This is a genomic window from Leclercia sp. GHBNCSD (genome assembly GCF_055805075.1).
In genome coordinates this window covers 2,529,601-2,550,236 of sequence record NZ_JBQVYO010000001.1, presented here as the reverse complement: position 1 = coordinate 2,550,236, position 20,636 = coordinate 2,529,601, and the positions used below count along the sequence as shown (strand labels likewise).

Annotated in this window: 26 protein-coding genes; 13 read left to right on the top strand and 13 right to left on the bottom strand. The window is 54.1% G+C overall.

Annotated features, from left to right (window positions below):
- Nucleotides 1-5: 5 nt before the first annotated feature.
- On the bottom strand, nucleotides 6-632 hold the full coding sequence (rlmE, locus tag ACT3IC_RS12375; protein ID WP_103177173.1) for a 23S rRNA (uridine(2552)-2'-O)-methyltransferase RlmE: 627 nt from the start codon (nucleotides 630-632) through the stop codon (nucleotides 6-8).
- 122 nt (nucleotides 633-754) lie between these two features.
- On the opposite strand from rlmE, the gene yhbY reads away from it, so the two are divergent.
- Nucleotides 755-1,048 carry a ribosome assembly RNA-binding protein YhbY gene (gene yhbY, locus ACT3IC_RS12370; protein WP_032614629.1) on the top strand — a complete coding sequence of 98 codons (294 nt, stop codon included), beginning with the start codon at nucleotides 755-757 and terminating at the stop codon, nucleotides 1,046-1,048.
- A 152-nt stretch (nucleotides 1,049-1,200) separates the two neighbouring features.
- On the opposite strand, the gene greA is transcribed toward yhbY, so the two are convergent.
- A complete protein-coding gene (gene greA, locus ACT3IC_RS12365; protein ID WP_103177174.1) occupies nucleotides 1,201-1,677 on the bottom strand; it encodes a transcription elongation factor GreA in 477 nt (158 codons plus the stop codon).
- 246 nt (nucleotides 1,678-1,923) lie between these two features.
- Here greA and dacB point away from each other — a divergent pair, with 246 nt between their 5' ends.
- The 3 genes from dacB to pmrB are packed head-to-tail and all read left to right on the top strand — an operon-like array spanning nucleotide 1,924 to nucleotide 5,062.
- Complete coding sequence (gene dacB, locus ACT3IC_RS12360) at nucleotides 1,924-3,357, top strand: serine-type D-Ala-D-Ala carboxypeptidase (RefSeq protein ID WP_156655273.1); 1,434 nt, start codon at nucleotides 1,924-1,926, stop codon at nucleotides 3,355-3,357.
- A gap of 2 nt (nucleotides 3,358-3,359) precedes the next feature.
- On the top strand, nucleotides 3,360-4,022 hold the full coding sequence (gene pmrA / locus ACT3IC_RS12355) for a two-component system response regulator PmrA (RefSeq protein ID WP_103177176.1): 663 nt from the start codon (nucleotides 3,360-3,362) through the stop codon (nucleotides 4,020-4,022).
- Nucleotides 4,019-5,062, top strand: coding sequence for a two-component system sensor histidine kinase PmrB (gene pmrB, locus ACT3IC_RS12350; protein WP_103177177.1), 1,044 nt, complete (start codon nucleotides 4,019-4,021; stop codon nucleotides 5,060-5,062). Before pmrA ends, pmrB begins: the two co-directional genes overlap by 4 nt.
- Before the next feature lie 33 nt (nucleotides 5,063-5,095).
- Here pmrB and cgtA read toward each other — a convergent pair whose 3' ends face one another.
- The 4 genes from cgtA to rplU form a co-directional block, all read right to left on the bottom strand.
- Nucleotides 5,096-6,268 carry an Obg family GTPase CgtA gene (gene cgtA, locus ACT3IC_RS12345; RefSeq protein ID WP_103177178.1) on the bottom strand — a complete coding sequence of 391 codons (1,173 nt, stop codon included), beginning with the start codon at nucleotides 6,266-6,268 and terminating at the stop codon, nucleotides 5,096-5,098.
- Nucleotides 6,265-7,239 (bottom strand): DMT family transporter, encoded by a 975-nt coding sequence (locus ACT3IC_RS12340; protein ID WP_103177179.1) that lies wholly within the window; start codon nucleotides 7,237-7,239, stop codon nucleotides 6,265-6,267. The genes cgtA and ACT3IC_RS12340 overlap by 4 nt, the downstream gene beginning before the upstream one ends.
- A gap of 96 nt (nucleotides 7,240-7,335) precedes the next feature.
- Complete coding sequence (gene rpmA / locus ACT3IC_RS12335) at nucleotides 7,336-7,593, bottom strand: 50S ribosomal protein L27 (RefSeq protein WP_007673187.1); 258 nt, start codon at nucleotides 7,591-7,593, stop codon at nucleotides 7,336-7,338.
- A gap of 19 nt (nucleotides 7,594-7,612) precedes the next feature.
- Nucleotides 7,613-7,924: a 50S ribosomal protein L21 gene (rplU, locus tag ACT3IC_RS12330; protein ID WP_042325074.1), complete on the bottom strand. Its 312-nt coding sequence runs from the start codon at nucleotides 7,922-7,924 to the stop codon at nucleotides 7,613-7,615.
- 256 nt (nucleotides 7,925-8,180) lie between these two features.
- Here rplU and ispB point away from each other — a divergent pair, with 256 nt between their 5' ends.
- Nucleotides 8,181-9,152 (top strand): octaprenyl diphosphate synthase, encoded by a 972-nt coding sequence (gene ispB / locus ACT3IC_RS12325; protein ID WP_103177180.1) that lies wholly within the window; start codon nucleotides 8,181-8,183, stop codon nucleotides 9,150-9,152.
- 229 nt (nucleotides 9,153-9,381) lie between these two features.
- Nucleotides 9,382-9,669, top strand: coding sequence for a DNA-binding transcriptional regulator SfsB (gene sfsB, locus ACT3IC_RS12320; RefSeq protein ID WP_156655274.1), 288 nt, complete (start codon nucleotides 9,382-9,384; stop codon nucleotides 9,667-9,669).
- Nucleotides 9,670-9,729: 60 nt separating this feature from the next.
- On the opposite strand, the gene murA is transcribed toward sfsB, so the two are convergent.
- The 7 genes from murA to mlaF all read right to left on the bottom strand — a co-directional run bounded on the left by murA (nucleotide 9,730) and on the right by mlaF (nucleotide 14,522).
- Nucleotides 9,730-10,989, bottom strand: a complete 1,260-nt coding sequence (gene murA, locus ACT3IC_RS12315) for a UDP-N-acetylglucosamine 1-carboxyvinyltransferase (protein ID WP_473477633.1) — start codon at nucleotides 10,987-10,989, stop codon at nucleotides 9,730-9,732.
- Between the two features lie 52 nt (nucleotides 10,990-11,041).
- Nucleotides 11,042-11,296, bottom strand: coding sequence for a BolA family iron metabolism protein IbaG (gene ibaG, locus ACT3IC_RS12310; RefSeq protein WP_103177182.1), 255 nt, complete (start codon nucleotides 11,294-11,296; stop codon nucleotides 11,042-11,044).
- A 126-nt stretch (nucleotides 11,297-11,422) separates the two neighbouring features.
- On the bottom strand, nucleotides 11,423-11,716 hold the full coding sequence (gene mlaB / locus ACT3IC_RS12305; protein WP_156655275.1) for a lipid asymmetry maintenance protein MlaB: 294 nt from the start codon (nucleotides 11,714-11,716) through the stop codon (nucleotides 11,423-11,425).
- Nucleotides 11,716-12,351 (bottom strand): phospholipid-binding protein MlaC, encoded by a 636-nt coding sequence (mlaC, locus tag ACT3IC_RS12300; RefSeq protein WP_103177184.1) that lies wholly within the window; start codon nucleotides 12,349-12,351, stop codon nucleotides 11,716-11,718. The genes mlaB and mlaC overlap by 1 nt, the downstream gene beginning before the upstream one ends.
- A 3-nt stretch (nucleotides 12,352-12,354) precedes the next feature.
- Nucleotides 12,355-12,915 carry an outer membrane lipid asymmetry maintenance protein MlaD gene (mlaD, locus tag ACT3IC_RS12295; RefSeq protein ID WP_103177185.1) on the bottom strand — a complete coding sequence of 187 codons (561 nt, stop codon included), beginning with the start codon at nucleotides 12,913-12,915 and terminating at the stop codon, nucleotides 12,355-12,357.
- Between the two features lie 4 nt (nucleotides 12,916-12,919).
- On the bottom strand, nucleotides 12,920-13,702 hold the full coding sequence (gene mlaE, locus ACT3IC_RS12290; RefSeq protein WP_032614466.1) for a lipid asymmetry maintenance ABC transporter permease subunit MlaE: 783 nt from the start codon (nucleotides 13,700-13,702) through the stop codon (nucleotides 12,920-12,922).
- A 7-nt stretch (nucleotides 13,703-13,709) separates the two neighbouring features.
- Nucleotides 13,710-14,522 carry a phospholipid ABC transporter ATP-binding protein MlaF gene (mlaF, locus tag ACT3IC_RS12285; RefSeq protein WP_103177186.1) on the bottom strand — a complete coding sequence of 271 codons (813 nt, stop codon included), beginning with the start codon at nucleotides 14,520-14,522 and terminating at the stop codon, nucleotides 13,710-13,712.
- 228 nt (nucleotides 14,523-14,750) lie between these two features.
- Here mlaF and ACT3IC_RS12280 point away from each other — a divergent pair, with 228 nt between their 5' ends.
- From ACT3IC_RS12280 to rpoN, 7 genes are read left to right on the top strand one after another with little or no spacing between them, the layout of a single operon-like run.
- Nucleotides 14,751-15,728 (top strand): calcium/sodium antiporter, encoded by a 978-nt coding sequence (locus ACT3IC_RS12280; RefSeq protein ID WP_103177187.1) that lies wholly within the window; start codon nucleotides 14,751-14,753, stop codon nucleotides 15,726-15,728.
- A 13-nt stretch (nucleotides 15,729-15,741) separates the two neighbouring features.
- Nucleotides 15,742-16,728, top strand: a complete 987-nt coding sequence (kdsD, locus tag ACT3IC_RS12275) for an arabinose-5-phosphate isomerase KdsD (RefSeq protein WP_103177188.1) — start codon at nucleotides 15,742-15,744, stop codon at nucleotides 16,726-16,728.
- 14 nt (nucleotides 16,729-16,742) lie between these two features.
- On the top strand, nucleotides 16,743-17,309 hold the full coding sequence (gene kdsC, locus ACT3IC_RS12270) for a 3-deoxy-manno-octulosonate-8-phosphatase KdsC (RefSeq protein ID WP_103824984.1): 567 nt from the start codon (nucleotides 16,743-16,745) through the stop codon (nucleotides 17,307-17,309).
- Entirely contained in the window at nucleotides 17,306-17,881 is a 576-nt protein-coding gene (gene lptC / locus ACT3IC_RS12265; protein ID WP_103177189.1) for an LPS export ABC transporter periplasmic protein LptC, read from the top strand. Before kdsC ends, lptC begins: the two co-directional genes overlap by 4 nt.
- A complete protein-coding gene (lptA, locus tag ACT3IC_RS12260; RefSeq protein ID WP_103177190.1) occupies nucleotides 17,850-18,404 on the top strand; it encodes a lipopolysaccharide ABC transporter substrate-binding protein LptA in 555 nt (184 codons plus the stop codon). Before lptC ends, lptA begins: the two co-directional genes overlap by 32 nt.
- A gap of 6 nt (nucleotides 18,405-18,410) precedes the next feature.
- Complete coding sequence (lptB, locus tag ACT3IC_RS12255) at nucleotides 18,411-19,136, top strand: LPS export ABC transporter ATP-binding protein (protein WP_473477626.1); 726 nt, start codon at nucleotides 18,411-18,413, stop codon at nucleotides 19,134-19,136.
- A 47-nt stretch (nucleotides 19,137-19,183) separates the two neighbouring features.
- A complete protein-coding gene (rpoN, locus tag ACT3IC_RS12250; RefSeq protein WP_103177192.1) occupies nucleotides 19,184-20,617 on the top strand; it encodes an RNA polymerase factor sigma-54 in 1,434 nt (477 codons plus the stop codon).
- The last annotated feature ends 19 nt before the right edge of the window (nucleotides 20,618-20,636 follow it).

Below are 20,636 nucleotides of genomic sequence, written 5' to 3'. Positions count from 1 at the left end.
GGTTATCATTTTCGCCCGGTCGCTACAATATACACTTCACGTGAACGCGCACGCGAAGAGTCCGGTTTACGAACTTTGACCTTCGTAAACAGGGAGCGAATTTCCTTCAGATACTCCTCGAAACCTTCGCCCTGGAACACCTTTACTAAAAAACTACCACCCGGCGCTAATACATCACGACACATTTCTAACGCCAGTTCTACCAGATACATGGAGCGGGGGATATCCACCGCCGGTGTTCCGCACATATTTGGCGCCATATCGGACATGACAACCTGAACTTTACTGTCACCTACCCGTTCAAGTAACGCTTTCAGTACTAATTCATCACGAAAATCGCCCTGAAGGAAGTCCACACCAACGATAGGATCCATAGGTAAAAGATCGCAGGCGATAATTCGGCCCGTTCCGCCGATTTGCGTTACCGCATATTGCGACCATCCACCGGGCGCTGCACCGAGGTCAACAACTGTCATCCCCGGTTTAAAGAGTTTGTCACTTTGCTGTATTTCATCAAGTTTAAACCAGGCACGGGAACGTAACCCCTTTTTCTGTGCCTGTTGAACATATTTATCGCTAAAGTGTTCCTGGAGCCAGCGGCTCGAGCTAGCAGAACGCTTTTTACCTGTCATTTAACTTTCCGTCCTGGTTCATCGTAGCCTGTGGTGTAAATTTCCACTCAGCAATTTGGCGATATTAGGGAGATGGCGGTAGAATGAACCGTTTTCAATCCCAACGTAAGCAAAAATATACGATGAATCTAAGTACTAAACAAAAACAGCACCTTAAAGGTCTGGCACATCCGCTCAAGCCTGTAGTTATGCTTGGCAACAATGGTTTGACCGAAGGGGTACTGGCCGAGATTGAACAAGCGCTGGAGCACCACGAATTAATCAAGGTGAAAATCGCCTCTGAAGACAGAGACACCAAGACCTTGATCGTGGAAGCAATCGTGCGCGAGACCGGCGCCTGTAATGTACAGGTCATCGGTAAAACGCTGGTGCTCTACCGCCCATCTAAAGAGCGTAAAATCTCGCTGCCACGCTAAGATTATCCTGAATTGAACACATTTACTGTGTAAAACGAGGGGTTTTTCTTTAGCAGGTGAGCAAAATGCCATGCTCCTTGAGTTGATAAAAGGCCGCTATGCGGCCTTTTTCCTATCTTTACAATCTATCAACATCTGTCCGGGGATGCGAATTACAGGTAATCAACCTTGGTAATTTCGAATTCCACTTCGCCGCCTGGCGTACGGATGGTGACGACATCGTCCTGCTCTTTCCCCACCAGACCGCGTGCGATTGGCGAGTTTACTGAGATCAGATTCTGCTTAAAATCAGCCTCGTCATCACCCACGATGCGGTAGGAGACCTCTTCGTCCGTATCCAGATTGATCACGGTGACGGTAGAGCCAAAAATCACGCGTCCGTTATTTGGCATTTTTGTGATATCAATCACCTGCGCATTTGACAGCTTGGCTTCGATATCTTTGATACGCCCTTCGCAGAACCCCTGCTGCTCACGCGCGGCGTGATACTCAGCATTCTCTTTCAGATCGCCATGCTCACGTGCTTCCGCAATGGCGGCGATGATTTCAGGGCGGCGAACAGATTTCAAAAAATCCAGCTCTTCACGCAGTTTTTCAGCACCACGTAAGGTCATCGGAATAGCTTGCATTTGTTATACCTCTTTGACATTCCTGTTAGGTACGGTTAACCGACCCGACTACTGGCCCCGCAGGCATCACAGCCTGGCACAGGTCAGAAGCAAAAGAAAACTGACCCGGAAACAATGTTCCAGGTCAGCAGCAATTTTTCAGTTTGATACGTATTTTAACGCGAAGTTCAGTATGGGTCATCGTTTACTTTACAGGGCGTTGGGCCGTAGTATGACGGTTTGTTTCCGGGTTGTTAGCGCGAGATTATGCGATTTTCCAGATTTATCATCGGATTGACCACCACTATTGCGTTCACTGTCCAGGCAGCGAACGTTGATGAGTATATTAATCAGCTGCCCGATGGCGCCAATCTTGCCCTGGTCGTGCAAAAGGTAGGAGCTCAGGCGCCTGAGATTGATTATCACAGCCAGCAGATGGCGCTGCCTGCCAGTACCCAAAAGGTGATCACGGCGCTGGCTGCCCTGCTGCAGCTTGGGCCCGACTTTCGTTTTACGACCACGCTTGAAAGCAAAGGCAACATTGAGAACGGTGTGCTGAAAGGCGATCTTATTGCCCGTTTTGGCGGCGATCCGACATTTAAGCGTCAGGATATCCGCAACATGGTCGCCGTGCTAAAGAAGTCTGGCGTACAGCGGATTGAAGGCAATGTGCTTATCGATACGTCCATTTTTGCCAGCCACGATAAAGCCCCCGGCTGGCCGTGGAATGATATGACTCAGTGCTTTAGCGCCCCGCCCGCGGCCGCGATCGTCGATCGCAACTGCTTCTCCATTTCGTTATACAGCGCGCCCAAACCGAACGATTTAGCCTTCATTCGGGTGGCCTCTTACTATCCGGTCAACATGTTCAGCCAGGTGCGTACCCTGGCGAAAGGTTCCCCGGAAGCGCAGTACTGCGAACTGGATGTCGTCCCGGGCGATTTGAACCGCTTTACCCTGACCGGCTGCCTGACGCAGCGGGCCGATCCACTGCCGCTGGCCTTCGCCATTCAGGATGGCGCAAGCTATGCCGGGGCGATCCTTAAGAATGAACTGAAGCAGGCCAACATCACTTACAGTGGTACCCTGCTGCGTCAGACGCAGAGCAACGAGCCCGGCACCGTGATTGCCAGTAAGCAGTCGGCGCCGCTGCACGATCTGCTGAAGATCATGCTGAAAAAATCGGACAACATGATTGCGGATACCGTATTTCGCATGATTGGGCATGCCCGCTTTGGCGTACCTGGCACCTGGCGTGCCGGTTCAGATGCGGTTCGTCAGATCCTCCGCCAGCAGGCTGGCATCGATCTTGGCAACACCATCGCGGTCGATGGTTCGGGTCTGTCGCGCCATAACCTGATCTCTCCTGCCACCATGATGCAGGTCCTTCAGTACATTGCTCAGCACGACACTGAACTAAACTTTATCTCAATGCTGCCGCTCGCCGGTTATGACGGCTCCCTGCAGTACCGTGCGGGCCTGCACGCCGCGGGCGTCGATGGCAAAGTCTCCGCCAAAACGGGCTCCCTGCAGGGGGTGTATAACCTTGCCGGGTTTATCACCACCGCCAGCGGACAGCGGATGGCATTTGTGCAGTATCTTTCTGGCTACGCGGTGGAACCTGCCGACCAGCGTAACCGCCGTATCCCGCTGGTGCGCTTTGAAAGCCGGCTTTACAAGGACATTTATCAGAACAACTAGCGATGAAATTACTCATTGTTGAAGACGATCTGCTGTTACAGGAAGGACTGGCGCTGGCGCTCTCGGCTGAAGGTTACACGCTTGATTGCGCGGGTACCGCCGCCGAAGCTGATGGCCTTATCCAGAGCGGCGAATACAGCCTGGTGATCCTCGATCTTGGCCTGCCCGATAAAGACGGCGCCACCCTGCTAAGCCAGTGGCGCCGACGGGGTATCGATAATCCTGTGCTGATCCTGACCGCCCGCGACGCGCTGGAAGACCGGATTAACGGCCTGGACTCCGGTGCCGATGACTATCTGGTGAAGCCCTTTGCGCTGGCAGAACTTCAGGCGCGCGCCAGAGCGTTGATCCGGCGCTATCAGGGGCACAGCGATAACCTGCTCAGCGATGGCGATCTGACGTTAAATCTGCAAACCCAGCAGGTTTTACAGCAATCCCAGCCGGTCGAAGTGACCCCTAAAGAGTTTGCTCTGCTAACCCGGCTGATTATGCGCACCGGTCAGACCGTCCACCGGGAAACCTTACAGCAGGATATTTACTCCTGGCAGGACGATCCCGGCTCTAATACGCTGGAGGTGCATATTCATAATCTGCGACGCAAGCTGGGCAAAGACCGGATCAAAACGGTACGCGGCGTGGGATATCGCCTTGAGAGTCAAAAATGAACAGCATGCGCCGTCGTCTGATGGTGCTGTTGGCAGTCATTCTGCTTTTCTTTCAACTGATCAGCGTCATCTGGCTCTGGCATGAGAGCCGGGAGCAAATTAGCTTTCTGGTGAGCGAGACGCTGTCGGCAAAATCCCGCAACCAGCATGTCGAGAAAGAGATCCGGGAGGCGATCGCCTCGTTGCTGGTCCCTTCACTGGTGATGGTCGGGTTTACCCTGCTCTTCTCTTTCTGGGCCGTCAGCTGGATCACCCGTCCGCTGAATCAGCTACGCACCAGCCTTGCGAACCGTTCTGCCGATAATCTTACGCCGCTGCCGATGTACTCCGATATGGAGGAAATAGGCGCCGTCACCACCTCGCTGAATCAACTGCTCGCCCGGCTGGATCAAACCATTCAGCAGGAGCGCCTGTTCACCGCTGATGCCGCACATGAGCTGCGTACGCCGCTGGCGGGTATTCGCCTGCATCTGGAGCTGATGGCGCAGTCAGGCTCGCCCCAGGCGACGACGCTGATTACCCGAATCGATCAACTGATGCATACCGTAGAGCAGCTGCTAATGCTGGCCCGGGCGGGTCAAGCTATGGCCAGCGGCCACTACGACACGGTTAACTGGAGCGAAGCCATTATTGCGCCGCTGGCGCTGGAGAATGAGGTAAAAAGCCATACCCTCATCTGGCCGCAGGCGAGCCCACAGAACGTACAGGGCGATGCAATCCTCTTACGGCTAATGTTGCGCAATTTGCTGGAAAACGCGGTGCGTTACAGCCCGGCGGGAACCACTATTGAAGTCGCCATGCAGGAGGTCGACGGCGGTACGCAGGTGAGCGTCAGCGATCAGGGGCCTGGCATAGATGAAGCCCATCGCCAGTCGATTACCGAGCCGTTTCGCCGCATCGATCAACGCTATGGCGGAAGCGGGCTGGGGCTGAGCATCGTTCAGCGTATTGTACAGCTGCATCGCGGCAAGCTGACGCTGGAGAATCGCCCCGAAGGCGGCTTGATAGTCACCTGCTGGCTGCCAGAAACACTGAATTAAAAAGCCCCCTTGATAAGGGGGCTCTTGACGGTCTTAACGCTTATAGATGAATTCGACGCCTTCTTCGTCATCTTCATCCCAGTCGTCATCCCACTCTTCGTCGTCTTCTTCCACCTGCTCTTCAAGCTGCTGACGGTGGTAGTCATCCCACATGAATTCGACTTTCTCAGGCTGTTTCGCTTCTTCTGCCTGCGTTACCGGGTTCTCGATGATGAAGGTCATCACATCCCAGCACAGCTCTTTCACGCCCATCTGGCTTGCGGCGGAGATGAGATAGTACTTGTCTTCCCAGCCCATCGCTTCGGCAATGGCTTTCGCCTTCGCTTCGGCTTCCGCTTTATCCATCAGGTCGATCTTGTTGAAGACCAGCCAGCGCGGCTTGGCAGCCAGTTTGTCGCTGTATTTTTCCAGCTCGCCGATAATGATACGGGCGTTTTCCACCGGATCGGAACCGTCGATAGGATCGATATCGATGAGGTGCAGCAGAACGCGGCAACGCTCAAGGTGCTTCAGGAAGCGAATACCCAAGCCCGCCCCTTCGGCAGCGCCTTCGATCAGGCCCGGGATATCGGCCACGACGAAGCTCTTCTCGTTGTCCATACGCACTACGCCGAGGCTAGGGACCAGGGTGGTAAACGGATAGTCGGCCACTTTTGGTTTGGCCGCAGAGACAGCACGGATAAAGGTGGATTTACCTGCGTTTGGCATCCCCAGCATACCCACGTCCGCCAGCAGCATCAGTTCCAGCTGCAGATCGCGCTTATCACCCGGCGTACCCATCGTCTTCTGACGCGGGGTACGGTTAACGGAGGATTTGAAACGGGTATTACCCAGACCATGCCAGCCGCCTTTAGCGACCATCAGGCGCTGACCATGCTTGGTCATATCACCCATGGTTTCGCCAGTACCCTGATCGATAACGCGCGTTCCGACAGGGACTTTAACCGTGACGTCTTTTCCGCGTTTACCGGTACAGTCACGGCTCTGGCCATTCTGACCGCGCTCAGCACGGAATGATTTTTCGAAACGGTAATCGATCAGGGTGTTGAGGTTTTCGTCCGCCTCTAACCACACGTCACCGCCGTCGCCGCCGTCGCCGCCGTCAGGGCCGCCACGGGGAATGTATTTTTCGCGGCGGAAGCTTACGCAACCATTACCGCCATCACCTGCCACGACCAGGATCGTTGCTTCATCAACAAACTTCATTTTACTCTCCGTAAATCATTCGCCTGAGCGGGGGCCGCTTCATTTTTGCGCCAACGTCCCCAAAGACGATGACCAATGGCGGAATACATCGCGCCCGCAACCACGACAAACGCACCGAGATAAGCCAACAGGTTTAACATCGGTTTGACGAAGAAATCGGGCCAGGCCATTGATAATAAATCTGAAAATAACAGTGTAAACAGTGGTGTCAGCGTAATCAGCGCACTTACCTGCGCTGCCTGCCAGCGCGCCATTGCTTCTGCCAGCGCGCCATAACCCACTAACGTGTTCAGACCACAAAAGATCAGACACGCCAGCTGCCAGTCGCTTAACTGGGAAATGACTCCCGGCTTCGCCAGTGGCAACAGGGCAATAGTACATAAAGTGTACAGCAAAAACAGAATCTGCTGTGACGCCAGACGGCGTAATAACACCTTTTGCGCGACGCCATAACTCACCCATACCGCCGCCGCGCCCACCCCGAAAATTACACCCCAAGTGTAATCCGTCAGGCGGGTAAAAATCTCTATCAGACTGGTATTGAAGAACAACACCAGACCGCAAAGCAGCATCAGTGCCCCGATAATCTGCGTGCCGCGCATCTTCTCCTTCAGGATAAAGACGCTGGCAACCATCATGCCTACCGGCGAGAGCTGGCCAATTACCTGCGAGGCCGTGGGACTGAGGTATTGCAGGGAAGAACTGAACAGAATGAAGTTCCCGAACAGGCCGCCTGTCGCAATCGCCAGCAGCACCAGCCAGCGCGGTTTGCGAAAGATGCGCAGCGGAGGAAGCTTACCCTTTAGCGCAAGGATAATGCCCAATCCAATACCGGCCATCAGGAAGCGGTAGAAGACCACCGTTGGCGGCTCCATCACTTCCAGTACCTGCTTCATTGCAATTGGCAGCGCACCCCAGCACATTGCGGTAGTGAGCGCCAAAAGAATACCAATGCCGGCCTGCTGCTTCATGCCCGTTTTCCCTACCGAAAAAATTACCGGGTTTCCAATGTAAAAAGCCCCGCAACACGTTGCGGGGCTTTAATCCGTTACCGGACCGAGAAAACCTTACTCAGCAACAATGCTGATGTATTTACGGTTGTTCGGGCCTTTAACTTCAAATTTCACTTTACCGTCTGCTTTAGCAAACAGAGTGTGGTCACGACCGCAACCTACGTTGTTACCCGCGTGGAACTTAGTGCCACGCTGACGAACGATGATGCTACCCGCCAGAACGGTTTCGCCACCGAAACGCTTAACGCCGAGGCGTTTAGCTTCTGAATCGCGACCGTTACGTGTGGAGCCGCCAGCCTTTTTATGTGCCATTTAAATCTCTCCTCAGGTCTTAGGCGCTGATGCCAGTAATTTTCACATCAGTGAACCACTGACGGTGGCCCTGCTGCTTACGGTAGTGTTTACGACGACGAAACTTAACGATTTTAACTTTCTCGCCACGACCATGAGCAACAACTTCAGCTTTGATAACGCCGCCATCAACGAAAGGAACGCCGATTTTGACTTCTTCACCGTTTGCGATCATCAGAACTTCAGCGAATTCAATAGATTCGCCAGTTGCGATGTCCAGCTTTTCCAGGCGAACGGTCTGACCTTCGCTTACTCGGTGTTGTTTACCACCACTTTGGAAAACCGCGTACATATAAACTCCGCTTCCGCGCACATCCTCGTGTGATTCAGAGTGCGCTATAAATATTCACAATAGGGCGCGAATATTACGCAAAACGCGAGCCTTTGACAAGTGCTACAGTCAATACATGAAGAAAAAAAACACAACACGTACGGTAACGTTTATCTGCCGCGTTTTTTCAGTACAATCAGCGCTACTATTGATAAACCGAACCCTTCGTTAGCCCATTTGACATGTGGTAAACAGGACTTAAAGCCCGGCTTTTGCGATGAATTTAGAAAAAATCAATGAGTTAACCGCGCAAGATATGGCGGGTGTGAATGCAGCGATCCTGGAACAGCTCGATTCTGACGTTCAACTAATCAATCAGTTGGGTTATTACATCGTCAGCGGCGGGGGTAAACGCATCCGTCCGATGATCGCTGTGCTGGCCGCCCGCGCGGTCGGCTATCAGGAGAACGCGCACGTAACGATCGCAGCGCTGATCGAATTTATCCATACCGCCACGCTGCTGCATGATGACGTTGTCGATGAGTCCGATATGCGTCGTGGCAAAGCCACTGCCAACGCCGCGTTCGGCAATGCAGCCAGCGTACTGGTAGGCGATTTTATCTATACGCGCGCTTTCCAGATGATGACCAGCCTGGGATCGTTGAAGATCCTGGAAGTGATGTCCAAAGCGGTGAACGTCATCGCGGAAGGTGAAGTTCTGCAGCTGATGAACGTCAACGACCCGGACATCACCGAAGAGAGCTACATGCGGGTGATCTACAGCAAAACCGCCCGTCTGTTTGAGGCCGCTGCCCAGTGCTCCGGTATTCTGGCCGGCTGTACTGACGAGCAGGAGCGTGGGCTGCAGGATTACGGGCGCTACCTTGGCACCGCCTTCCAGCTGATTGACGATCTGCTCGACTATAGCGCCGACGGCGAAACGCTCGGCAAGAACGTCGGTGATGACCTGAACGAAGGTAAACCGACGCTGCCGCTGCTGCATGCTATGCGTAACGGCACCCCTGAGCAGGCTAAGCTTATCCGCGAAGCCATTGAGCAAGGAAACGGCCGACACCTTCTGGAACCAGTACTGGAAGCAATGGCAACCTGTGGTTCCCTGGAATGGACGCGCCAGCGTGCAGAGGAAGAGGCCGATAAAGCGATCGCCGCACTTCAGGTCATCCCGGACAGCCCATGGCGAGATGCCCTGATCGGGCTCGCGCATATTGCCGTTCAGCGCGATCGATAATCCTCAATGAACTCTCTTTTACGTGAAAAGAGAGTTCCAATAAGCTCCAGTTTTTATCCATCAAATTGTTAAATAATCCGCTTACAGGCCGCATGATTAAAGCCCTGGCAAAATCCGAATATTGCCTCCTGTAATGCGAACTTTTTAGAACCGATGTTCGAAGAAGGTATAGTAACACTGTCATTTAAGAGGAAATGACGTACATGTACCCGAACAGAGGGATAGCTGAATGGATAAGAAATTTACCGACTGGCACTCGGCCGATATCATCGCCGCGCTGCGTAAAAAGGGAACATCGCTTGCTGCAGAATCCCGCCGTAATGGCCTGAGTTCATCCACCCTGGCAAATGCGCTGACTCGCCCCTGGCCAAAGGGAGAACTGATCATTGCTACGGCACTCGGCACTGACCCCTGGATTATCTGGCCATCGCGCTACCACGACCCGATCACGCACGAATTTGTCGACAGAACGCGCATGATGCGCCAGAAAAAACAAGAAAAAGAGCGCCAGGAATGACGCTCATCTAAACGGGACTAGCAACCCCCCGGTCAATGTGGCAGGGGGCTGCCGGGACGATTACTCGCCTTTTACACGCTCAATATTTGCACCCAGGGCGCGCAGTTTATCTTCAATGCGTTCATAGCCGCGATCGATGTGATAAATACGATCCACGAGCGTCGTACCTTCCGCAATACAACCTGCCAGCACCAGGCTTGCAGAAGCACGCAGATCGGTTGCCATCACCTGAGCACCAGACAGTTTCTCTACGCCATGACAGATCACGGTATTACTTTCGATCTCAGCGTGGGCGCCCATACGGATCAGTTCCGGTACGTGCATAAAACGGTTTTCAAAGATCGTTTCAGTGATCACCCCCGTCCCTTCCGCCACCAGGTTCAGCAGAGTGAACTGGGCCTGCATATCGGTCGGGAATGCCGGATGCGGAGAGGTACGCACGTTAACGGCTTTCGGACGCTTACCGTGCATATCCAGGCTGATCCAGTCTTCGCCAGTTTCAACATCGGCACCCGCTTCGCGCAGTTTTGCCAGTACCGCGTCCAGCGTATCAGGCTGGGCGTTGCGGCAGACGATCTTACCGCCGGAGATGGCTGCAGCGACCAGGAAGGTCCCGGTTTCGATACGGTCAGGCAGGACGCGATATACACCACCACCCAGACGTGCAACGCCTTCAATGGTAATACGATCGGTGCCCTGACCGGTGATCTTCGCGCCCAGCGTATTCAGGAAGTTCGCGGTATCCACGATCTCCGGCTCGCGCGCGGCGTTCTCGATGATGGTGGTCCCTTCGGCCAGCGTCGCTGCGGACATGATGGTGACGGTAGCGCCAACGCTTACCTTGTCCATCACGATGTGGGCGCCTTTCAGACAGCCATTCACGGAGGCCTTCACGTAGCCCTCTTCCAGCTTAATTTCTGCGCCCAGCTTCTCAAGGCCAAAAATGTGCAGATCCACCGGACGCGCGCCAATGGCGCACCCGCCCGGCAGAGAGACCTGGCCCTGCCCAAAACGGGCTACCAGCGGACCCAGCGCCCAGATGGATGCGCGCATGGTCTTCACCAGATCGTAAGGGGCTGAGAAGTTATTCACGTTGCTGGCATCGATCCATACGGATCCGTTACGCTCAACCTTGGTACCCAACTGGCCGAGCAGTTTCATGGTGGTATCAATGTCTTTCAGCTTCGGTACGTTCTGGATCTCTACCGGCTCTTCCGCAAGCAGTGCGGCGAAGAGGATCGGCAGCGCGGCATTTTTAGCGCCGGAAATTGTGACTTCGCCCTGGAGACGCGTCGGCCCCTGAACACGAAATTTGTCCATGTAATTACTCTCTGTATGAATTCAACCGTGCTGCGGGCAAATCACCCTCAGCTCAAAAACCGTTTAGTTTGCGATCGCGTGCCCACTCTGTAGGGGTAAACGCCTTGATCGACAGGGCATGGATACGATTATCCGCGATATATTCCATCAGCGGCGCATAGACAGCCTGCTGCTTCTTCACGCGGCTCATGCCGTCAAAAATCTCACCCACAGCAATAACCTGAAAGTGGCTGCCGTCGCCGGAGACGTGGACTTCCTGAAGGGCGAGTGCGTTCATCAGCACTGTCTGGATTTCATGATTTTCCATGGGTTCTATATCATCTGGTAGTGAAAACAAGCCCAACATCTTAGAGCAAAGTGGCGCGGTCTTAAATAAGCAAAAAGCCCCGACGATGAAACTGTCAGGGCTTTTGATAGTAACGTACTGAAAAAATTAGCGGGGCAATACGTCTTCCGGCAGATTATAGAGCTGGGCCAGGGTGACGACATTGTCGCTGACGCCTGAAAGCGTCACCGGGATGCCCTGCTGCTTGCCCGCTGAGACCAGATGAACCAGCAACGCTACACCCGCCGTATCCACGCGAGAGATACCGCTCAGGTCGATACGGGAAACCCCCTTCATGGCATCGTCCCGCGCATCCCACAGAGGATTCAGATAATCCTGATCCAGCTCGCCTGAGAGTAATAACGTCTCACCCTCACGGGTCCAGCTCAACTGCGACATAATTACTTGTTTCCTTCCAGGGTAATTTTCTGACGTGCGATGCTGTTCAGCTGCGCGGTCAGACCATCAATGCCCTTGGTACGCAGCAGATCGCTCCATTCGTTCTGCTTGGTGGTGATCATGCTGACGCCTTCCGCAATCATGTCGTAAGCCTGCCAGTTACCGCTCTGGGTGTTCTTACGCCACTGGAAATCCAGACGCACTGGCGGACGACCGTTCGGATCGACGATGGTCACGCGAATAGGCACGATGGTCGCAGAACCCAGCGGCTGTTCCGGTGCGATCTGATACGTCTGACCGTGGTACATGGCGAGAGCCTGACCGTAGGCCTGCTTCAGATATTCACGGAACGCAGCGAAATAGGCTTCGCGCTGCGCAGGCGTTGCGTCTTTGTAGTAACGGCCCAGCACCAGCGCGCCGGCATATTTCACCTGGACATAGGGCAGCAGTTCCTGGTCAACCACATCACGCAGGTAATCAGGATTGGAGCGGATCTTCGGCTGCTCATTTTTAAGGCGATCGAAGGTTTTCTTTGCTGCCTCATTCATCTGTTGATAAGGATTGCTCTGATCGGCTGCGTTAGCTGCAGTCAGAGGGGCAATCATCAGCATGGCAACCATTAACAGTCGTTTAATCATGAATTACTTCTCCTGAGATGAATTCGTCGTGCCAACAGGCGGCGTAATGTCACTCTGCGCAGGGGTCTGCGCAGCTTGATTCTCGTCACCCCCTTTACTGTTGCTGTTGTAAAGGAACTGACCAATCATATCTTCCAGCACCATGGCTGATTTCGTATCCTGAATCACGCCACCGTCTTTCAGGATAGTCGTTCCCAGCTCGGGATCCTCAAAACCGACGTTCAGCGCCAGATATTGTTCCCCTAACAGACCGGATGTACGGATAGAGAGGGAGCTGGTGTCCGGGATATGGTTGTAGCGCTCTTCGATATCCAGCGCCACGCGTGGCAGATAGGTTTTCTCATCGAGGGTGATATCGGCAACACGCCCTACTACCACCCCGCCAATACGCACCGGAGAACGGCTCTTCAGGCCACCGATGTTATCGAAGGTGGCATAAATACGGTATGTCGGCTCGGTGCGGATGGTCGTTACGTCCGCCACTTTAAAGCTTAAAAAGAGTGCTGCCAGCAGCGCCAGCAGGACAAATACGCCAACCCAAATTTCTACTTTTTTCGTTTGCATGAACTCATTTCCCAAACATCAGTGCGGTGAGCACAAAATCCAGAGCCAGTATGGCCAGCGACGAATGAACAACGGTACGGGTGGTTGCCCGGCTGATACCGGCAGAGGTCGGGATCGCATCGTAGCCATTGAACAGCGCAATCCAGGTGATCGTCACGGCAAATACCGCGCTTTTAATCAGGCAGTTAACCAGATCCAGACGCCAGTCAACGGCGCTTTGCATCGCTGACCAGAAGAAGCCGGCATCGATCCCTTTCCACTGCACGCCAACCATCGAACCGCCCCAGATGCCGACCGCGACAAAGAGGATCGTTAACAGCGGCAGCGAAATCATACCGGCCCAGAAGCGCGGCGAGATGACCCGACGCAGCGGATCCACGGCCATCATTTCCATACTGGAGAGCTGCTCCGTGGCGCGCATCAGGCCGATTTCAGCGGTCAGCGCTGAACCGGCACGCCCTGCGAATAACAGCGCGGCGACCACCGGCCCCAGCTCACGCAGCAGGGAGAGCGCCACCAGCATTCCGAGGCTGGTTTCTGCGCTGTAGGTGGTGAGAACCAGATACCCCTGCAGCCCCAGCACCATCCCGATAAAGACCCCGGAAACGATGATAATGAGCATCGACAGCACGCCGACATTATACAGCTGGCGTACCAGCAGAGGGGCATGTTTGCGGAATTCCGGTTTCCCGACCAGCGCATTGAATAACATCAACCCGGCACGCCCGAACGTCCTGATGGTTTTTATGCCACGGTGTCCGAGAGCGGCCAACGCATTTAACAGCATGAGTGGCTTAACTCCCTATTCCCAATAGATCTTTATGATAATCACCCGCAGGATAACGGAACGGCACGGGGCCATCTGCAATGCCGTCGAGGAACTGACGAACTCGCGCATCGCTGTTGGTCTGCAATGATTGGGCACTGCCATGCGCCACAATTTTTTTATCCGCTACGATATAGGCGTAGTCGGCAATGCTCAGCACTTCCGGTACGTCGTGAGATACCACAATACAGGTTACACCCAGCGCGCTGTTCAGCTCAGAGATAAGTTTGACCAGCACGCCCATGGTGATAGGGTCCTGCCCGACAAACGGCTCATCGAACATGATCAAATCGGGTTCCAGCGCAATCGCGCGCGCCAGCGCCGCCCGGCGGGCCATACCACCAGAGAGTTCAGAAGGCATCAGCTTCGCCGCCCCACGCAGTCCCACAGCCTCGAGCTTCATCATCACGGTGCTTTTCAGCAGCGCCGGCGGCAAGCGCGTATGCTCGCGCAGCGGGTAGGCGACATTATCGAAGACATTCATGTCAGTAAATAGCGCCCCGGACTGGAACAGCATGCTCATGCGTTTACGCACGGTATAGAGGCGCGAACGTGACATCGCCGGAATATTTTCGCCATCAAAAAGGATCTCGCCCTCGCCTGGCGGAATTTGCCCCCCAATCAGGCGTAACAGCGTTGTTTTACCAATGCCGGAAGGGCCCATGATGGCGGTAATTTTACCGCGGGGCACGGTGAGAGAGATGTTGTCAAAAATGACCCGGCTGCTGCGCGTGAAGCTGACGCCACGGACATCGACTATATTCGCCTCATTCAGGCTCATGTACATTTCCTTTCTGTTGCCGGTTCAGGATCAGCTTGATGCCTGATTTCGCCGCAAACCCAACATTTTTACAGAATATTACCTCTGCAGGTAAGCGAAAGCTGGCATTTGTTTTACTTTTACAGCGCATAAAGTCAAAATTAGGATTCGTTACATCTACAGACAGTATGCAGCGGCAGAGATTTTTTCTCAGTGGACCGGCGAGTATACCTGAAGAAAGGACTTTTGATGCTTCTTGCAACGGCACTGTTAATAATTGGTTTACTTTTGGTGGTCTACAGTGCCGACCGTCTGGTGTTCTCCGCTTCTATCCTCTGCCGTTTGTTGGGTGTTCCCCCCCTGATTATTGGGATGACGGTGGTCAGCGTAGGCACTTCCCTGCCGGAGATCATCGTCTCTGCGGCCGCCTCGATGCACGATCAGGTTGATCTTGCGGTGGGAACGGCTATTGGCTCCAATATCGTCAATATCTTGCTCATCCTGGGCCTGGCTGCGCTACTGCATCCTTTTCGCGTGCATTCTGATGTTCTGCGGCGTGAATTACCGCTAATGTTAATTGTCAGCCTGCTGGCGGGTTATGTGTTATATGACGGGCAGTTAACCCTCAGCGATGGCATTTTTCTGCTGGCGCTGGCGGTCATCTGGCTGTTTTATATCGTGAAGCTTGCCCGGGCGGCAGAAAAGCAAGGCAGTGACACGTTAACCCGCGAACAGGTGGCAGAGCTGCCGCGTGAGGGGAACTTACCCGTCGCGCTGCTCTGGCTGGGCGTGGCGTTAATCATCATGCCCATGGCGACGCAGATGATTGTAGATAACGCTACGGTTCTGGCCAACTATTTCGCCATGAGCGAGTTAACCATCGGCCTGACGGTGATTGCCATTGGTACCAGTTTGCCTGAGCTCGCAACGGCTATCGCCGGGGCGCGTAAGGGTGAAGACGACATGGCGATTGGCAATATCATCGGCTCGAATATTTTTAATATTGCTATCGTGCTTGGCCTGCCTGCCCTGATTGCCCCTGGCGCGTTTAATCCGCTCGCGTTCAGCCGCGATTATGGTGTGATGGTCTTAGTCAGCGTAATTTTCGCCCTGCTCTGCTGGCGGCGAAAAAGGCAGATTGGTCAGGGCGCTGGTGCGCTGCTGACGGTGGGATTTGTCGTATGGATGGCGATGCTGTACTGGCTCTCGCCGCTTCTCTCTGGGTAAACGGAAACGCATTATGTCGCAAATAGAATTGCAGCCGGGTTTTGACTTTCAGAAAGCAGGAAAAGAGGTTCTGGAGATTGAACGTGAAGGTCTGGCGCAGTTAGATCAATACATTAATCAGGACTTTAGCCTGGCGTGCGAAAAACTTTTCCACTGTCCTGGCAAAGTCGTGGTGATGGGGATGGGTAAATCTGGCCATATTGGCCGTAAAATGGCAGCGACCTTCGCCAGTACCGGCACGAAAGCGTTTTTCGTCCATCCCGGCGAAGCGGCGCATGGCGATCTGGGTATGGTTTCGTCACAGGATATCGTCATTGCGTTATCCAACTCGGGCGAATCGAATGAGATCCTGGCGCTGATCCCGGTCCTGAAACGCCTGCACGTTCCCCTGATCTGTATTACCAGCCGTCCGGAGAGCAGCATGGCGCGCGCCGCAGATATCCACCTGTGCGTTAAAGTGCCAAAAGAAGCCTGTCCCCTGGGGCTGGCGCCGACCTCCAGCACCACTGCCGCGCTGGTTATGGGTGATGCGCTGGCCGTCGCCCTGCTGGAAGCGCGCGGCTTTACCGCCGAAGATTTCGCCCTCTCCCATCCGGGCGGTGCGCTGGGACGTAAACTGCTGCTGCGCGTGAATGATATTATGCATACGGGGGATGAAATTCCGCACGTCAGTAAAGAGGCCTCCCTGCGCGATGCGCTGCTGGAAATTACCCGTAAAAACCTGGGGATGACCGTCATCTGCAACGATCAGATGAAGATTGAGGGTATCTTTACCGACGGGGATCTCCGTCGCGTGTTCGATATGGGTGTGGATGTCCGTAAGCTGGGTATCGCCGATGTGATGACCTCAGGCGGCATTCGGGTGCGTCCCGGCACGCTGGCCGTTGAGGTACTGAACCTGATGCAGTCCCGCCATATCACCTCCGTTATGGTTGCCGATGGCGACCAGTTACTGGGTGTGGTACATATGCATGATCTTTTGCGCGCAGGCGTAGTGTAATGAAGGATAAGACAATGATTAATACGGGTGCATCCCTTGCAACCTGTTATGGCCCGGTAAGCGCGCAGATGATGTCGCAGGCCGAGAAAATTCGCCTGCTGATCCTGGATGTGGATGGCGTGCTGTCAGACGGCCTGATTTACATGGGCAATAATGGTGAAGAGCTGAAAGCGTTCAACGTGCGTGATGGCTATGGGATTCGCTGTGCCCTGACGTCTGGCATAGAAGTTGCCATCATCACCGGACGTAAGGCTAAACTGGTAGAAGATCGGTGCGAAACGCTGGGCATTACCCATCTCTATCAGGGGCAATCCGATAAGATGGTCGCTTTCAGGGACTTACTTGGTAAACTTGCGATTGCCCCGGAAAACGTTGCCTATGTCGGAGACGATCTTATTGACTGGCCAGTGATGGCAGAAGTTGGGCTTAGCATCGCCGTGGCCGATGCCCATCCGCTTTTGATCCCACGCGCTGACTATGTCACCCGGATTAACGGTGGCCGTGGCGCAGTACGAGAAGTCTGCGACCTGTTACTGCTGGCGCAAGGTAAGCTTGATGAGGCCAAAGGGCAATCGATATGAGTAAAACCAGACGTTGGGTTATTATTCTGCTAACGCTTGTCGCACTGGTACTGATTGGTGTGAATCTCGCTGACCGGGACGACGAACAAGCGCCGACGGTCAACACCAACGATCCAACGTATAAAAGCGATCACAGCGATACCGTCGTTTACAGCCCGGAAGGGGCGCTGAATTATCGCCTTATCGCTCAGCACGTTGAGTATTTTTCCGAACAGGGCGTCTCATGGTTTACTCAACCCGTGATGACCACGTTTGATACCGATAAAATTCCGACATGGTCGATTAAAGCAGATCGGGCAAAACTGACGAATGACCGTATGCTTTATCTGTATGGCCATGTTGAAGTGAATGCGCTGACCGCAGATGCGCAGTTGCGCAAAATCACGACCGATAACGCACAGATAAATCTTGTGACGCAGGATGTAACATCGCAGGATCTGGTCACGTTATACGGCACAACATTTAATTCCAGCGGTCTGAGAATGCGCGGGAACTTACGCAGCAAGAACGCAGAGCTGATTGAAAAGGTTAGAACCTCTTATGAAATTCAAAACAAACAAACTCAGCCTTAATTGTGTTATAGCCAGCGCCCTGCTGGCCCTTAGCCTGCCTGCGCTTGCTGTGACGGGTGATACCGAGCAGCCGATTCATATCGAATCCGATACGCAATCACTCGATATGCAAGGCAACGTGGTGACCTTTACCGGCAACGTGGTTGTGACTCAGGGCACCATCAAAATTAATGCCGACAAAGTGGTGGTGACGCGTCCTGGCGGTGAGGACGGGAAAGAGATTATCGATGGCTACGGCAACCCGGCCACCTTCTATCAGATGCAGGATAACGGCAAGCCGGTGAAAGGCCACGCCTCCCAGATGCACTACGAGCTGGCGAAAGATTTCGTTGTCCTTACCGGTAATGCGTATCTGGAGCAGCTCGACAGCAACATCAAGGGCGACAAGATCACCTACCTGGTCAAAGAGCAGAAAATGCAGGCCTTCAGCGAGAAAGGCAAACGCGTGACCACCGTACTGGTTCCATCGCAGCTGCAGGACAAAAATAGCAATCAGGCCCCGGCACAGAAAAAGAGTAACTAATTCGTTATGGCAACATTAACTGCAAAGAATCTCGCCAAAGCCTATAAGGGCCGCCGCGTCGTGGAAGATGTCAGTTTGACCGTCAACTCCGGCGAGATTGTCGGCCTGTTGGGTCCTAACGGTGCAGGTAAAACCACCACCTTTTATATGGTGGTGGGCATTGTTCCGCGCGACGCGGGTAACATCATTATTGATGAAGAAGATATCAGCCTGCTGCCCCTGCACGCCCGTGCGCGCCGCGGGATCGGTTATCTGCCGCAGGAAGCCTCAATTTTCCGTCGTCTGAGCGTTTTCGATAACCTGATGGCGGTGCTGCAGATCCGCGATGATCTGACCGCCGAACAGCGTCAGGATCGCGCCAACGAGCTGATGGAAGAGTTCCATATCGAACACCTGCGCGACAACATGGGCCAGGCGCTCTCCGGCGGTGAACGCCGCCGTGTGGAAATTGCCCGTGCGCTGGCGGCTAATCCGAAATTTATTCTGCTCGATGAACCGTTTGCCGGGGTTGACCCCATTTCGGTTATCGATATCAAACGTATTATTGAGCATCTGCGCGACAGTGGCCTCGGGGTTCTCATCACCGACCACAACGTACGTGAGACGCTGGCGGTGTGTGAGCGTGCCTATATCGTCAGCCAGGGCCACCTCATCGCCCACGGTACCCCGCAGCAGATCCTCGAAGACGATCATGTTAAGCGCGTGTATCTTGGGGAAGACTTCAGACTCTGATAGGGTAGAAGTTAAGACTCGCGTAAACGGAGAAAAATGCTCTGAACATGAAGCAAGGTTTGCAATTAAGGCTCAGCCAACAGCTGGCAATGACGCCGCAGTTACAACAGGCTATTCGTCTGTTGCAACTGTCGACGCTGGAACTGCAGCAGGAGCTCCAGCAAGCGCTGGAAAGTAACCCTCTGCTCGAGCAAACCGATCTTCACGATGAGGTAGAAACGCAACAAAGCCAGGATAACGAGACCCTCGACACGGTGGATGCTCTTGAGCAAAAAGAGATGCCTGACGAGCTCCCTCTCGATGCCAGCTGGGATGAGATCTACACCGCCGGCACGCCATCCGGTACGCGCGCAGACTACCAGGATGACGAGCTGCCGGTCTATCAGGGCGAGACCACCCAGTCACTGCAGGATTACCTGATGTGGCAGGTGGAGCTGACGCCGTTCTCCGATACCGATCGCGCCATCGCCACCTCCATTGTGGATGCCGTGGATGAGACCGGCTATCTGACCGTGTCGCTGGACGATATTCTGGAGAGCATAGGCGATGACGAGATTGAGCTTGAAGAGGTCGAAGCGGTCCTGAAACGCGTTCAGCGCTTTGACCCGATTGGCGTTGCCGCGAGAGATCTCCGTGACTGCCTGCTCATTCAGCTTTCGCAGTTTGTTAAAGAGACCCCGTGGCTGGAAGAGGCCCGGCTTATCATCAGCGAACATCTGGATCTGCTTGCCAACCACGATTTCCGCTCACTGATGCGCGTCACGCGGCTGAAAGAGGAGATCCTGAAAGAGGCGGTCAACCTGATCCAGTCGCTGGATCCGCGCCCGGGGCAATCTATCCAGACCAGCGAGCCGGAGTATGTTATTCCCGATGTGCTGGTGCGCAAACATAACGGTCTGTGGACCGTAGAGCTGAATTCCGACAGCATTCCCCGCCTGCAAATCAATCAGCAATACGCCTCAATGTGCACCAGCTCGCGCAACGACTCGGATAACCAGTTTATCCGCAGTAATCTGCAGGAAGCCCGCTGGCTGATCAAAAGCCTTGAGAGCCGCAATGATACACTACTGCGCGTCAGCCGCTGCATCGTGGAGCAGCAACAGGCGTTTTTTGAGCAGGGTGAAGAGTTTATGAAACCGATGGTGCTGGCGGATATCGCCCAGGCCGTCGAGATGCATGAGTCGACCATTTCTCGCGTGACGACGCAGAAGTATCTGCACAGTCCGCGTGGCATTTTTGAGCTTAAGTATTTTTTCTCCAGCCATGTCAACACCGAAGGCGGCGGCGAAGCCTCGTCGACGGCCATTCGGGCGCTGGTGAAAAAATTGATCGCCGCGGAAAACCCCGCGAAACCGCTGAGTGACAGTAAGTTGACCACCATGCTGTCCGAACAAGGTATCATGGTGGCACGCCGCACTGTTGCGAAGTATCGAGAGTCTTTATCCATTCCGCCGTCAAACCAGCGTAAACAACTGGTCTGACACAACCGATAAGGAAGAC